Source organism: Paucilactobacillus nenjiangensis, assembly GCF_008632615.1.
Lineage (GTDB): Bacteria > Bacillota > Bacilli > Lactobacillales > Lactobacillaceae > Paucilactobacillus > Paucilactobacillus nenjiangensis.
Genome location: NZ_CP043939.1, coordinates 1393897 through 1407267, shown reverse-complemented (window position 1 = coordinate 1407267; position 13371 = coordinate 1393897). Strand labels below are relative to the sequence as shown.

The window sequence follows — 13371 nt, the reverse complement described above, 5'->3', positions numbered from 1 at the left end:
ATATGAATATTAATGAAAATACTGATTTGATAGGATTTATCGTGTGGCTAATTTGTTCTTGCAATTTGGGAATAAAAACTGGTCAATGGTCACTTAAAATAGAAAATTATTATTGGGTCCCGACTTTTTTTGCTTGGATAGTAATGGTAAAAATCGTGATTGCAGTGATTAAAGTTTATCTCATTCCAAGCTTACATATAGGCAGAGACTCCATTATCCGAATATTGTTAATTATTGCCTGGTACTTTACGGCACTAGTAATCTTAAAATTAGTCGATCAATTGGTTCATGGTATTGGTCGCCACTGGGCAATTTCAAAAAGCGCTCAGCAAGAAAAAAACTGGTTTCAATCACGGAAAAAAAGACGGACGCGCAAACAAAAGCGCAAACAATAAATTGAATCAAATATGTAATGAGGTAAGGAGACGAATTATGAGAATTAACGTTTTACAACATACGCCTAATGAAGGACCAGGTTATATTCAAGCTTGGGCACATGAGCATGGATATGAATTGTACATTTATCATCCATATCAATTTGGTATTTTTCCGACCGCAGAATCAACCGACATGTTGGTCGTGTTGGGTGGCCCAATGAGCGTTAATGACGACACAGACTGGATTAAGACTGAAAGAAAGCTCATTAAGCAATTGATTGATAATGACACACCAATTTTTGGAGCTTGCTTTGGGGCACAACAAATAGCTAAAACTTTGGGTTACCAGGTTATCATTGGTGCTGCTAAAGAAGTTGGATGGGCACCGGTGACCAAGCAAACAGACGTAATTCCAGGCATTCCAGCTCAATTGGAAGTTTTACATTGGCATCAAGAAGTATTTCAAATTCCTGAGGAGGCAACTTTGTTATTTTCTAGTAAGGCGGTTAAAAACCAGGGATTTGTGATGAATCATCGAATTGTTGGATTACAATTCCATTTTGAACCAACGATCGACAATGTGAGAGAAATGGTCGTGAATGATGCCGAGTATTTAACTGATTCGATTTTTAAACAATCGGCGACGGACGTGCTATCACGTGAATTACCAAGTCAAAATAAAAAAGTATTGGATAGCATCTTAGATTATATTTCTAAATAAAAATGATGAGCCCAGTCAGGAGATCACCATTTTATTTGGCTAAATTTTCAACCACAATCAAGTTAGGAATCTGTTTTAAATCCTTAGTGGCAATTTGAAGTTTAGATTTTACTAATCCGCCACCAATGATGACATCCGTTTGCTCAAAGATAGACGCGTCTGCAAGGATGAACCAATCGTTCGGTAATCCTAATGGCGTGATGCTACCAAATTCCATATTAGTCTGTTCAATTACAAACTCAAGTGGGGCAAAGGAAACTTTGGAAACGTCCAAGGCGTGCTTAGCGGGGCTGCCAGTGTTAGCTTTACGTCCATAGGGAACTAAAACTGCTGCATGTTTGACTAAGCCATTTCTTTTTCCTTGGACGACTAGGCAATTTAATTCTGATTCAAAAGGAACATTGTATTGCTCATGGAGTAATTCTCCGTCGGCAAAGTCGGGATTAATTTTTGCGACTTGAACTTTGTCTAATAAATCTAATGTATGTAGTTGTTGATAAATTGATTCTGGAACTAAGTGACTGGCTTGTTGTACGGGTTGAAAATCTAAATTCATAAAATGGGCCTCCTATTATTGCATTTGCAATAATAACGCTAAAAAAGAAATAATTCAAATAAAGTTTAAATATTTGTAAGTAAAGTTAACAGATTGTGCTAAACCAAAGTTTCGCGGTATAACATTTGATAATAAAAAATGGAGGAACTAAGTATGACGTTAGTTGCGTTACTAATCGACGTAGTTGTCGCTGGACTGTATTTTGTTCAAAAACAAGCAATGTCACAAAGTATGTTTTGGTTGGGCCTGATTGTTCAAGTAGTTTTAACCGTTATTTTGTTGTTTATGGTTTTCACTTATAAAGGACAACGCAAAGTGAAATGGTTTGATTTTTAAAATTGGATTCACCCTTGGACCTTACGTTACGGAATCATCATGTTTTCAATGATTTTGAACGCAATTTTAATTTTCTTGTATTGGCTCAATGTGTCGGGAACTAATACTCTAGTCTTTAATAGTTAAAAAATGGAGTCGTTGAGCAAAACGTTTAGTTTTGTCGCGACTCCATTAGTATTTGATGGATAAATTTAAGTATCGTTGCGCGAGAACCGCTGCTTGTTGTTCATTGACAATCACACCACGGATTGAAGCTAGGTCTGCTTCCAGTGATTCAAAACTATTTGAGGTTAAATCTAGACCCTTGAGTGAGGTGCCGTACGTGGAGATTTGATTGAGTTTACATGAAGCAAAGGTAGTCTTCGTTAATTTATTATCGGCAAAACCGACGTCTTTTAAACTAGTTTCAATAAAGTGAGTGGTCTTCAGTTGCACCTTGTTAATGCTGGCAAGATCCATGAGACAATTTTCGAATTCACAAGTACTGATGTAGGCATTATTCAGGTTTAGTCCTAACATTTTACAGTTTCGAAATTCACAGCGTAACAGGACTGCTTCTTCGAGGTTACAGTTGGAAAAATCACAGTTATTGAAAATTACATCGGTGGCCTCGAATTTGTAAAACGAACTCGTCGTGAGGGTGACACGATTAAAAATCGATTGTTCTACATAAGGATGGTCAATTTGCTGTTCTTCGGCAAATTCATTTTCAATTAATTTGTCAGTTAACAAAAAATCTTCTTCGTCAAAAATATCAAAAAATGATGCAGGTGAGAGGTTATCGGCCAAAACTTTAGCAACGAGCATTAGTATGACTCCTTTAGGTTATTTTTTAGTGAATAAATTGGCACTTTTGGTTCGTTCAATAATCTTTTTCCGATCCTTAAAGATAAAAATGACTAAGAAAATTAATGCGGCGGCTAATAAGATAAATAAAATGGCAGAGGTCCAGTGTTGTTTCATCAATTCATCGCCACCAAATGCGTAGATAAAGGCAATTGGCGTGCTACCAAGGATGATACAAGAAACGGTTTGCCAAGAACTTGTTTTCATCTTGACCGCGGCCATACTAGTCATAAATGAGGGGATAAAGGGCACAGCATAGCCAATAATTAGTCCAATTCGGGGATGCTCCATATTAATTATCGCGTCCAGGTATTTGTTCGTGCGTTCTTTTTTCATTAATCCGTCGACGAACGTCAAAGCAAACACATCTAACATATTGCCTAACGAAAAACCAATCGCACTAATCGTGGCGCCGAGTAATTTACCAAAACAAATTCCGGCGGCGATGGCAAAGATTGATGCCGGGGCGCCTGGAATGCCAGAAACGACAATTAATAAGATTAAGAAAATGACCACGTCATAAGCGGAATAGTCTCGCAGTAACGCTAAGATTGTTTTCAAATTGTTGGTATTGTCCCACAGTGCACTGAATTGGCTATAGTAATTACGAACCAGTAAGGCAATTAGGCCAAGCGCAATTAAGACACCTAGGGATATTAAAATGTGTTTGGCATATTTATTCATGCATCTTCCTCAAATCGTTAACAGTTAAATAATCTTATCATAATTCAGGTAAATTAGACAAAAGCCAGCCAATTATGTCATAAATAGTGTATGATTATGAGAAATCAATGAAATTTAGGAGGATTTACCGATGACTGAATTTAGAATTGAACATGATACTTTGGGAGAGGTGAAAGTGCCAATCGATGCCCTGTGGGGACCACAAACTGAGCGGAGTCGTCACAATTTTCCAACAGGACCTTTAATGCCAGTACACTTAATTCGAGCTTTAATTAATATAAAGTCTGCCGCAGCACAAGTTAACGACGATAAACAATTAATTGACCATAAAAAGGCTGATGTCATTGTTTCGGCCGGCAAACAATTGCTTGCGTTATCAGATGAAGAATTAATGAAAGATTTTCCCCTACATATTTACCAAACTGGTTCTGGTACTCAAACTAACATGAATGTAAATGAGGTTTTAGCCAACGTTAGTGATCAAATTGATGACTTTGTTGAAATACTCCCCAATGATGATGTGAATAAATCGCAAAGTTCCAATGATACTTTTCCAACGGCGATGAACATTGCTGCAACTCAAGCTATCATCGAGTTCACGCCAGTGGTTGAACATTTGATTGCGACCTTAAAAGAAAAACAAACCAAATATTGGGACGTGGTTAAATTAGGCCGGACTCATTTACAAGATGCAACGCCATTGACATTTGGTCAAGAAATTAGTGGTTGGGTGAGTGCTCTAGAACACGATTTAAGCTACATTCAAGACTTAAGTCAAACCTTATTGGAATTACCAATTGGTGGAACTGCTGTCGGCACAGGTTTGAATGCACCTGCCGACTTTGATGAAAAAATTATCGAACGGTTGAATTCAATTTATGGATTACAATTTAAACCGCAAAACAAATTCTTTGGTCTCGCATCACATTCTGGCTTGACCGCAGTGCACGGGGCATTACGCACGCTAGCCGTAGATTTATTGAAAATTGCGAACGATATTCGCTTTTTGGCCAGTGGACCACGGGCTGGCTATGGTGAATTGACAATTCCTGCCAATGAACCGGGCTCATCAATCATGCCGGGGAAGGTTAATCCTACTCAAGCAGAAGCCGTCACAATGACAGCCACCCGGGTGATGGGTAACGATACGACAATTGAAGTTGCAGCCAGCCAAGGTAATTTTGAGATGAATGTCTACAAGCCAGTTATTATTTCTGCTTTCTTGGAATCAGTGTCACTGTTGACAGGAGTGTTGGGACCATTTACTGACAAGATGGTGGCCGGAATCACAGTCAACGAAGGCAGAATGAAGGATTTGATTGATAATTCTTTGATGACAGTGACTTCCCTGTCACCAAAAATTGGCTATCATAAAGCTGCTGAAATTGCGCAACAAGCCCATGAAGATGATACTAATTTGAAAACAGCTGCTTTAAAACTAGGTTATGTGACAGCTGAAGAATTCAATCAATTAGTAGATCCATTGAAAATGACGAATAATAACCGTTAACTTGTAAACGAGTTGTCGAAATGACAGCTCGTTTTTTTGTTTAAAATTTATTACCACTTATATTTAATAATCGTCCTGTTATCTTGGAATTACTTATTTTATATCCAATCTTTGTTATCTTTTTGATATTAAATACGAGAGGGTAAAAGATAATGAGTATCTTTGAAGCAAAAAGCATTACAAAAGAATTTAACAACCATCGAGTTGTAAACAGTATTAATTTAAGAGCAGATAAGGGTCAGCTGATTGCATTTTTGGGCCCTAATGGTGCTGGTAAATCGACTACTATAGACATGTTAACAGGGCTTATATCCCCAACAAAAGGGAAAATTAGCTTGAGTGGCGTAAAGGTTAATAGTGCTCAGTTTAGAAATAAAATTGGTGTTGTATTTCAGGATAGTGTTTTGGATCACAATTTAACAGTACTTCAAAATTTGATTACTCGAGCTAAATTATATCCGCAATTTAGTCAAGCGTATTTCGAAGAATTGATTAGACAATTTGAACTTGAAAATATTTTAGATAAAAAATATGGTATTTTGTCAGGTGGACAACGTCGAAGAGTAGATATTGTTAGGGCTTTGGTACATGAACCAGAATTATTATTTTTAGATGAACCATCTACAGGTTTAGATATTCAAACTAGAAACAAAATTTGGGATATTTTAAATGAAATTAGACATAAAAAACTGTTAACGATTATTCTAACGACTCATTATTTAGAGGAGGCAGAATATTCAGAGGTAGCGTCAAGAATCTTGTGTAAATGAAATGCCTTCGTACATATAATATGTATCTAACTTAAATAAATGATGCTTCCAAGGTGTCCTGGGGTCCTTTGAACCATCGGTGGATCCGCTTCAGAGACTTCTCGTTATAAACATTAAACTGAGAAACCAGGAAGCGATCCAGTGAATCTTCCGTTGGAAATTGTTCTTTGTGGTGGGTGGTGCGCTTGAGATGCTTATTAAAGTTCTCAATCAGGTTAGTGGAGTATAGTGATTGCCGGATAACTGGTGGAAAGTCCATGAAAGTGAGTAAATTCGGCATTTTAAGCAGATCTTTGATTAATTTGGGATAGGTCTGATGCCAGTTGTTGGCGAACTCATTCAGTTTCAGTTCGGCTGCTTCACGGTTGGCGGCCCGATGAACTTGTTTAAAGTCACTGATCACGGCCTTGCGGTCTTTTACGCGAACTTTGTTCATCAGATTCCGCCCAACATGAACCAGGCAACGTTGTCGTTTGGCTTTAGGGAAATGCCGATTCAAGCCTTCATCAAAACCAACTAACCCATCGGCCACAAACAACAGCACATCTTTAACGCCCTGCTTGATCAAGGTTCCCAGCAGTTCAGTCCAGATTCCAGTCGATTCCGTTGGCGCCACTTGGTAGTTCAGCACTTCTTTCGTACCATCTGGACGAATGCCAATCGCAATATGAACGGCTTCTTTTTGAACGGTATCCCGCTTTAACGGCAAGTAAGTGGCATCTAAGAAGATGGCCGCATATTGTGAAGCCAGTCGACGTTGCTGGAAAGCTTGAACCTGTTCATTGACGGCTTTAGTCATGTTGGAAACCGTGGCTTTGGAGTAGTGAGCACCGTACATTTTCTCAATAAGTTCGGCAATTTCAGCAGTGGTAATTTCCTTGGTATACAACTGAATGACCGTTGTTTCTAAATTATCACTGTGCCGACCGTAGGCTGGCAAGGTATGATTTTCAAACCGGCCATTGCGATCTCGAGGAATGGTTAAGTTAAGTTGGCCGTACTTCGTATCAAACGAGCGCTCATAACTGCCGTTGCGGTTATTACCAGTGTTAATCCCAGCGTATGAGTAGCGTTCGTAACCCAAAAACTCTGCCAATTCGGTTTGAAGCAGCTGGTTAATCGCAATTTCGAGGTGGTGACGAAAAACTTCGTCCAAATATTGCTTTTGGGCTAGTGCAGCGATAATTTCTGTGGTAAGTTCATTCATGGGGAATGCCTCCTGTGATGTTTTCTGTGATTACTAAATATCATAAGGGAAGGCATTCCCTATTTCTATACAATTCAGAAATCTTTTATGCATTTACACAAGATATTTTACGCTCTCGGGAATAGATATAAACGGATTAACTCAGCCTTTTAAAAATATAATTATAATGATTATATTTACACTGTTGGCGATGATTGCTATTCTGTTTATCAGTAAAGTTTCTCGAAAAAAATCAGTTCAAAGAAGTTGAAAGATTAAGGTGGTAAATAAGTTTGAAAGTTAATTTTAATCAATATAATAACCTCCGTGATAATGAAATAAAAGTCGAAGTTTCTGCTAATCAGTTGAGTCAACCTGTTATCGACTTAATTAATAATATCAACTCCAATAATTCATTCTCAAAAACTTTACCAATCAGCATTGGTGACAGCATACGAATGATTCAGTTCGCCGATATTATTGCAATTGAAGTATTAAAAAATAATTTAACTATTCATACATTTTCTCAGGAGTTTGAGATTAAAGGACAACTAAAAAGCATATTGTTAAAACTTCCGGAAAATGACTTTGTACAGGTATCTAAAAGTGCGGTTATTAATCTGGATTGTGATTGGTGTCAACCCCGATGTGAAAATGTCGTTTTTTGCCGATTAAAAAATGCTGTTTTTTACCGATAAGGTTTACAGTGTCTCACTGCTCCTTTCTTTATTTTGTGAGCTGAAACCTGATAAATCAGGTCCAGAATTATCCTTCTTTTCAATCAAATGATCCCTCATTCGATATGATCGACCGGTGATTCGGATAACTTTAGCGTGGTGAACCAAGCGGTCTAAAATGGCGTTAGCTAACATCTTATCTGAAAAGGTGTTTCCCCACTTAGAAAGCGGAATATTAGTGGTGATAATGGTTGATTTCCGTTCATATCGTCTTTCAATTAGCTGAAAGAACAGCTTAGCACCCACTGACTCAATTGGGAGATAACCAATCTCGTCAATGATTAGAATTTGAAAACGGGCATACCGGCGCAACACTTCTTCGCTTCGTCCTTGAACTTGTGCTGTTTGAAGCTTGTTGATGAGGTCGCTACATCGAATAAACTGCGTTGAAATTCCTTGTTTACACCCTTCAATTCCAATGGCGGTGGCTAGGTGAGTCTTACCGACACCGGAGGTGCCGATAAACAAAATGTTTTGATTCTCTTGGGTGAATCTTAGTGATCCCAAGTCCTCAATTGTCCCTTGGTTAATTCCTGGTTGATAGCTAAAGTCAAAGTCAGCTAACGTTTTTTCATATGGAAAGCGGGCTAGTTTAATTCTCAAATTAATCTTTTTTTGTTCCAGGTATTTAAGCTCAGCCGTTGTCAATTCGAATAAGGCATCACTCAAGGACTTGGGTGCTTCATCTTGATGATCCAATAGGTAGCCTAAATGTTCGGCGAAACGATCTAACTTTAATTGTCTAAGGTTGGTGTATAACGCTTGGTAATTAGCCATTTTCTCACTCCATTTCATCAAACATCTTCAGGTTTCGGTCGACGTAATCATCAATGACTCGGTCATCACGATTCTTATAAAGGTCTGATCGGACAATCTCTTCCATGTCATCGTGTTTAATTTGTACGGTTTCGTCAATATATCTGATGGGGACGGAGTATTTCCGATTTTGAAAGACAATCATTGATTCCTTGCTAACTTTCCTTGCGATGGTTTGGCTGGCATAGGCATCGAGTAAGTCATGATCAAAATCATGGAGATACTCTTTTTCTTTATCAATCAATAAATAAGGCGGAATTTGAGTCGCCTGAGACTTCTCATGATTCAGCTGATCACACGTCAAATGAACGATTTCGGCTAAGTCTAGCGGCTCTTCAAACTCATGGTTGTAAACTTTAATTCGCTGAGTAGTTCTGGCCAACGCCTCAACCTTTCCTTTGGTTTGTGGCCGAAACGGTCGACAAGCAATTGGCTTGAAACAAGCGTCCTTAGCGTATTCAACGAAGGTTTCATTAAATACCGGCTTACCAAAATTACTTTTATGATGATCGACGACAACCTTTTGGTTGTCAAACCAGATTTCTTTCGGCACACCCCCGGTTGCCCAAAAGGCATTCGTTAAGCAATCAAAAAAGGTAGTTTGGCTGCGACTGAAGGTAAATTGCATGTATTTCATTCGCGAGTACCCTAAAACATATAAGAAGATGTTGCCTTTGACAATCTCTCCATGCCGAGAAACCAATGTTAAGTCTTCTTTCCAATCAACCTGGGCTGAAAGTCCTGGCGAGGTTTCAATCCGGATAGTGGCTTTTTTCGTTGCGGCTTTTCTGATGGTTCGACAATAGTCTCTGAGAATACTTTGCTTTCCTTGATAGCCACGTTCTTTGATAAAGTAATAAATTGCCGTTGCCGAACAGCCTTCTAGAACCTTTTCTTCAATCGTTTTTCGATAATCGTCAAGTTTACTCGGCCGCCGTAGGGGTTGTGGCTGCTCATCTGGGGGCGTGAGCCCTAAATTGTAGTATCTTTTAACCGTTCGCGGATCAACACCATATCGTCGACCAATTTCAGCGAAGTTGGGCTTTATTTTGTTCATAATATATTGCTGGACACACTGTTCAATACCTAAACGCATTTCAGTTCCTCCAAATTTGAGATGCGTTTAGTTTACCGTAAAAAAATGTTGGAAAACCGACATTTTCTAATCGGTATTTTCCAACATTTTACAACCGTTGCTGACAATTGGGCCTAGAATAAAAAGTGTACAAGTTAAATAGAGACTCTGATTTAGTATAATTAAGGAAGTAAATTGGAGGATCAAATAATGACGAAGCACAGTTATGACAAGGAATTTAAGGAACAGGCCGTTCAGTATTACTTAGATAACAAGGATCACATGACCATGAATGAAATAAGTAAGAATCTAGGTATTGGGGCTAGTACATTACATAAATGGATTAAGCTGTTTACTGAGACTGGGGAGTTTGGCCGTGGCTCTGGTAATTTTGCCAGCGATAAGGACAAGGAGATTGCACGACTAAAGCGTCAACTTCGTGACGCTGAAGGAGCGATCGAAGTGTTAAAAAAATCAATCGGGATTCTGAGCAAGTAACTACCGAAAAGGCATACCAAGAAATGGACGTTCAGCACGCTTTGGAATCCCACCCTTCCATCAATGGTATGTGTGATTATGTTGGAATCTCAAGAAGTGGTTACTATCAACGAGAAAAGCGTCATAATCACCAATCACCGCGAAAGCTTCGGAAGAAGTTTATTCAAGGTGAAATTAAAGCAATTTGGCTCAAAAGCCTTTGTATTTACGGTGCCGGCAAAATCACCCAAGAACTTCGCTCAAAAGGATATAAGATCGCTGAACGAACTGTTGGTAAGTATATGCGTGAACTTGGCATTCACGCCGTTTACCTAACCCCTTGGACGACTACCACTCGCAATTCTAAGTTTGATAAACAGCTAATAAATATTTTAGACGAGCAGTTCAATCCATTGCGACCAAACGCCGTTTGGTGCATTGACACCACTTATATTCCAGTTCATGACGGATTCGTTTATTTAACCAGTATTATGGACTTGTACTCCCGACGGATCATTGGTTGGGACTTATCTGAAACCTTGGAGGTATCGAATGTCATCCCACTTATTGAAAAGACTAAGCACAGTCGCCATATTAGCAAGCCATTAATCATGCACAGTGATCGTGGTAGTCAGTTTACGTCTGAAGCTTACAATCAAGTTACAGCTAACATGACATTAAGCTATTCAAAGAAAGCTTATCCTTGGGATAATGCCTGCATTGAGTCGTTTCATGCCTTGATTAAGCGTGAATGGATAAATCGGTTTAAAATCCATTCATACTCCGAACCTAAACGACTAGTTTTTCAGTACATTGAAACGTTTTACAACACAGTTAGAATTCACAGTCACTGTGGATTCAAATCACCAAAGCAACTTGAAGATGAGTATCAAACTCAAATTCAAAATTTAGTCGTGGTATAGGACAAAAAAGTTTCTATATTAAATTGTCTATTTTATTGACAGGGGACCAGATAGTTTAGAAGCGGGATTTTCTGGCAATATGGTTGCCATTTTAAGTCATTCCGTAAAAATAGGTGTAAGTAGAAAATATTTACCAGATTTAAAATTTAAATTAGGGATGTGATTAAGATCAATACGATAAAAGATTTAATCAGACGTGCGGTTATTGCAATATTAATTGGTTCAACGACATTCGTTTTTTGCTTATTATTCGGGTGGAACACTGTCACAATTAAAACGTTTTATATAATAATTATTTTAGTAATGAGTGGAATTATAGGGATGATTTCAAAAGTGTTAGATATGGATTTTGGTAATTTCACCTTACGAATTATTGCACATTTTATACTGACTAGTTTGGCAGTATTGATTGCTTACTTGGTCTATCCCATAAGTTTCTTGGATGATTGGAAACAAGGAATTATTTCATTCTTAATTATTTACCTATTAATCTGGATTGGTTTTCGTATTTGGATTTATTTGGATGTGACTGCCATCAACGAACAGGTCAAACGAAGAAAAAATTATCCTCGCAAATAAAAGAATGATTTTTTTATTTGTTTAGTAAACATGATAAACTACTAATGAGGTGGCGCAGATGAATAACGAAGAATATAACTTTCAAACCACAAATTTATTAACCAAAAAGATTCGCTCCATAAAATTGACTGCTGATCGAATTCAGCGGGTCGTTGAAGAGGGATATGCTTTGGCCATTTATCCAAAAGATAAGGGTGACTTTACCCTCTGGCCTGAGCCAATCTATTTATTTAGTCAGGATTCATTAGATGCTAAGTTAGTAGAATATCAAAAGATTAAAACCTTGATGGAAGAAAATGAAGTGTCGCGTACGAAGGCTAGTTTAACTGCCGAAGAGTTGAGTCTATTAGATTTTGAATGGTTTGGCTATTATCAAACATGCGCCAATGATGCATTGACCATTGACCAATGGACAATTACGGCAGAAACTCGTCAAGAGTTAGTCGCACAGTTGAGCAGCTGGGACATAGTGATTGAACAACCAAAGTAGTTTAACCGTGCAATTGGTGCTAAAATGTAATGATGAATTAATCAATAAGGAGAACATTTAGATGCAAATTGGAATTGATAAAATTGGATTTTCCACTTCATCACTATATTTGGATTTGGTGGAGCTAGCTGAAGCTCGTGGCGTAGATCCTAATAAATATTTAATTGGTATTGGGCAAGCAAAACAGGCAGTTATTGCTCCTACCCAAGATATCGTGACCATGGGGGCTAGTGCTGCAGCACAAATTTTAACTGAAACAGAGAAAGCTAAAATTACCACCGTGATTGTTGCGACGGAATCAGGTATTGATAATTCAAAAGCATCGGCCATTTATGTGAAAACTTTATTAGGGTTGGATGATTTTGTGCGGACAATTGAATTTAAAGAAGCGTGTTACGCTGGAACCGCGGCAATTCAAGCAGCTAAAGGATTGGTGAGTGCTAATCCAGATGAACAAGTCCTAGTCATTGCCGCCGATATTGCGCGATATGGCTTAAATACGCCTGGTGAAGTGACACAAGGAGGCGGAGCGGTGGCGATGTTGGTTAAAGCCAATCCGCGAATTTTGACGATTGAAAATCCTAGTGTACCGATTACACGAGATGTGATGGATTTTTGGCGGCCTTTGGGAGCTACTGAAGCGATTGTTGATGGTAAATATTCTACCAATGTCTACATTGAAATGTTCTTAGATGCATTTAAACGGTATCAACAACTGACAAATGACCAATTAACTGACTTTACCGCATTGGCATTTCACTTGCCCTTTACGAAGATGGGCAAAAAAGCGTTGGAAGCATTGCTAGGTGAAGACCACAGTGCCATTGCTGAACAATTAAGGGCACAGTTAACAGCCAGTCAGCAGTTAAATCGAGAAGTTGGTAATTTATATACGGGATCATTATACTTGAGTTTAATTTCTCTGTTGGCTAACGGTAACGTTAAGGCCGGGGATAAGTTAGGGTTGTTTAGTTATGGATCAGGTGCTGAGGGTGAATTTTATCCAGTCAAATTACAACCGGGATTTGAAAATGCATTCAGTAGTCAACAAATTGAAGCTAATTTAGCGAACCGCACCAAAGTGTCCGTCACTGAATATGAATCAATTTTTAATAGTCAATTGGGTATGAATACGGCCGATATTTCATTAAATATTGATGCAGACCCTAATCAATTTGTCTTAGCAGGCATTCAGGATCAAAAAAGAATCTATCAGATTCAATCAAATTAGTTGTAATATACAAAAATAATAATTTGCTGTATACAAAAAGCCTACATCTTAACGATG

At 38.3% G+C, this 13371-nt stretch carries 17 protein-coding genes and 1 pseudogene; 12 read left to right on the top strand and 6 right to left on the bottom strand.

What is annotated here, in order from left to right; genetic code table 11:
- Positions 1-2: 2 nt before the first annotated feature.
- A complete protein-coding gene (locus tag F0161_RS07220; RefSeq protein WP_150204192.1) occupies positions 3-395 on the top strand; it encodes a hypothetical protein in 393 nt (130 codons plus the stop codon).
- A gap of 37 nt (positions 396-432) precedes the next feature.
- Positions 433-1098 (top strand): type 1 glutamine amidotransferase, encoded by a 666-nt coding sequence (locus F0161_RS07215; RefSeq protein WP_150204191.1) that lies wholly within the window; start codon positions 433-435, stop codon positions 1096-1098.
- 31 nt (positions 1099-1129) lie between these two features.
- Here F0161_RS07215 and F0161_RS07210 read toward each other — a convergent pair whose 3' ends face one another.
- The gene (locus tag F0161_RS07210) at positions 1130-1654 is read right to left on the bottom strand and encodes a YbaK/EbsC family protein (protein WP_150204190.1); all 525 of its coding nucleotides are present in this window, start codon (positions 1652-1654) and stop codon (positions 1130-1132) included.
- Positions 1655-1807: 153 nt separating this feature from the next.
- Between F0161_RS07210 and F0161_RS07205 the strand changes: the two genes are divergently transcribed.
- On the top strand, positions 1808-1990 hold the full coding sequence (locus tag F0161_RS07205; protein WP_150204189.1) for a hypothetical protein: 183 nt from the start codon (positions 1808-1810) through the stop codon (positions 1988-1990).
- Between the two features lie 171 nt (positions 1991-2161).
- On the opposite strand, the gene F0161_RS07200 is transcribed toward F0161_RS07205, so the two are convergent.
- Both F0161_RS07200 and F0161_RS07195 read right to left on the bottom strand, forming a co-directional pair.
- Entirely contained in the window at positions 2162-2797 is a 636-nt protein-coding gene (locus F0161_RS07200) for a pentapeptide repeat-containing protein (protein ID WP_150204188.1), read from the bottom strand.
- An 18-nt stretch (positions 2798-2815) separates the two neighbouring features.
- On the bottom strand, positions 2816-3520 hold the full coding sequence (locus tag F0161_RS07195; protein ID WP_150204187.1) for a TVP38/TMEM64 family protein: 705 nt from the start codon (positions 3518-3520) through the stop codon (positions 2816-2818).
- 130 nt (positions 3521-3650) lie between these two features.
- Here F0161_RS07195 and F0161_RS07190 point away from each other — a divergent pair, with 130 nt between their 5' ends.
- Entirely contained in the window at positions 3651-5030 is a 1380-nt protein-coding gene (locus tag F0161_RS07190; protein ID WP_150204186.1) for a class II fumarate hydratase, read from the top strand.
- Positions 5031-5182: 152 nt separating this feature from the next.
- The gene (locus F0161_RS07185; protein ID WP_150204185.1) at positions 5183-5800 is read left to right on the top strand and encodes an ABC transporter ATP-binding protein; all 618 of its coding nucleotides are present in this window, start codon (positions 5183-5185) and stop codon (positions 5798-5800) included.
- A 31-nt stretch (positions 5801-5831) separates the two neighbouring features.
- On the opposite strand, the gene F0161_RS07180 is transcribed toward F0161_RS07185, so the two are convergent.
- Positions 5832-7007 carry an IS256 family transposase gene (locus tag F0161_RS07180; protein ID WP_150204184.1) on the bottom strand — a complete coding sequence of 392 codons (1176 nt, stop codon included), beginning with the start codon at positions 7005-7007 and terminating at the stop codon, positions 5832-5834.
- Positions 7008-7279: 272 nt separating this feature from the next.
- Between F0161_RS07180 and F0161_RS07175 the strand changes: the two genes are divergently transcribed.
- Positions 7280-7684, top strand: a complete 405-nt coding sequence (locus tag F0161_RS07175; protein ID WP_150204183.1) for a LytTR family DNA-binding domain-containing protein — start codon at positions 7280-7282, stop codon at positions 7682-7684.
- 3 nt (positions 7685-7687) lie between these two features.
- Here F0161_RS07175 and istB read toward each other — a convergent pair whose 3' ends face one another.
- Together istB and istA are read right to left on the bottom strand one after the other, a co-directional pair.
- Positions 7688-8500, bottom strand: coding sequence for an IS21-like element helper ATPase IstB (gene istB, locus F0161_RS07170; protein ID WP_150204182.1), 813 nt, complete (start codon positions 8498-8500; stop codon positions 7688-7690).
- Between the two features lie 4 nt (positions 8501-8504).
- Positions 8505-9635 (bottom strand): IS21 family transposase, encoded by a 1131-nt coding sequence (gene istA, locus F0161_RS07165; RefSeq protein WP_150204181.1) that lies wholly within the window; start codon positions 9633-9635, stop codon positions 8505-8507.
- A gap of 189 nt (positions 9636-9824) precedes the next feature.
- Between istA and F0161_RS07160 the strand changes: the two genes are divergently transcribed.
- The 6 genes and pseudogenes from F0161_RS07160 to F0161_RS07140 all read left to right on the top strand — a co-directional run bounded on the left by F0161_RS07160 (position 9825) and on the right by F0161_RS07140 (position 13314).
- On the top strand, positions 9825-10112 hold the full coding sequence (locus F0161_RS07160; protein WP_003688751.1) for a transposase: 288 nt from the start codon (positions 9825-9827) through the stop codon (positions 10110-10112).
- A gap of 23 nt (positions 10113-10135) precedes the next feature.
- Positions 10136-11014 carry an IS3 family transposase gene (locus F0161_RS07155; protein WP_150204180.1) on the top strand — a complete coding sequence of 293 codons (879 nt, stop codon included), beginning with the start codon at positions 10136-10138 and terminating at the stop codon, positions 11012-11014.
- Positions 11015-11066: 52 nt separating this feature from the next.
- A pseudogene (locus F0161_RS11590) lies at positions 11067-11177 on the top strand (LytTR family DNA-binding domain-containing protein); the annotation flags it as partial.
- Positions 11174-11593: a DUF3021 family protein gene (locus F0161_RS07150; protein WP_190318849.1), complete on the top strand. Its 420-nt coding sequence runs from the start codon at positions 11174-11176 to the stop codon at positions 11591-11593. The pseudogene F0161_RS11590 and the gene F0161_RS07150, both read left to right, overlap by 4 nt.
- 58 nt (positions 11594-11651) lie before the next feature.
- Positions 11652-12083 (top strand): hypothetical protein, encoded by a 432-nt coding sequence (locus F0161_RS07145; RefSeq protein ID WP_150204178.1) that lies wholly within the window; start codon positions 11652-11654, stop codon positions 12081-12083.
- A 61-nt stretch (positions 12084-12144) separates the two neighbouring features.
- Complete coding sequence (locus F0161_RS07140; protein ID WP_150204177.1) at positions 12145-13314, top strand: hydroxymethylglutaryl-CoA synthase; 1170 nt, start codon at positions 12145-12147, stop codon at positions 13312-13314.
- Positions 13315-13371 lie beyond the last annotated feature (57 nt).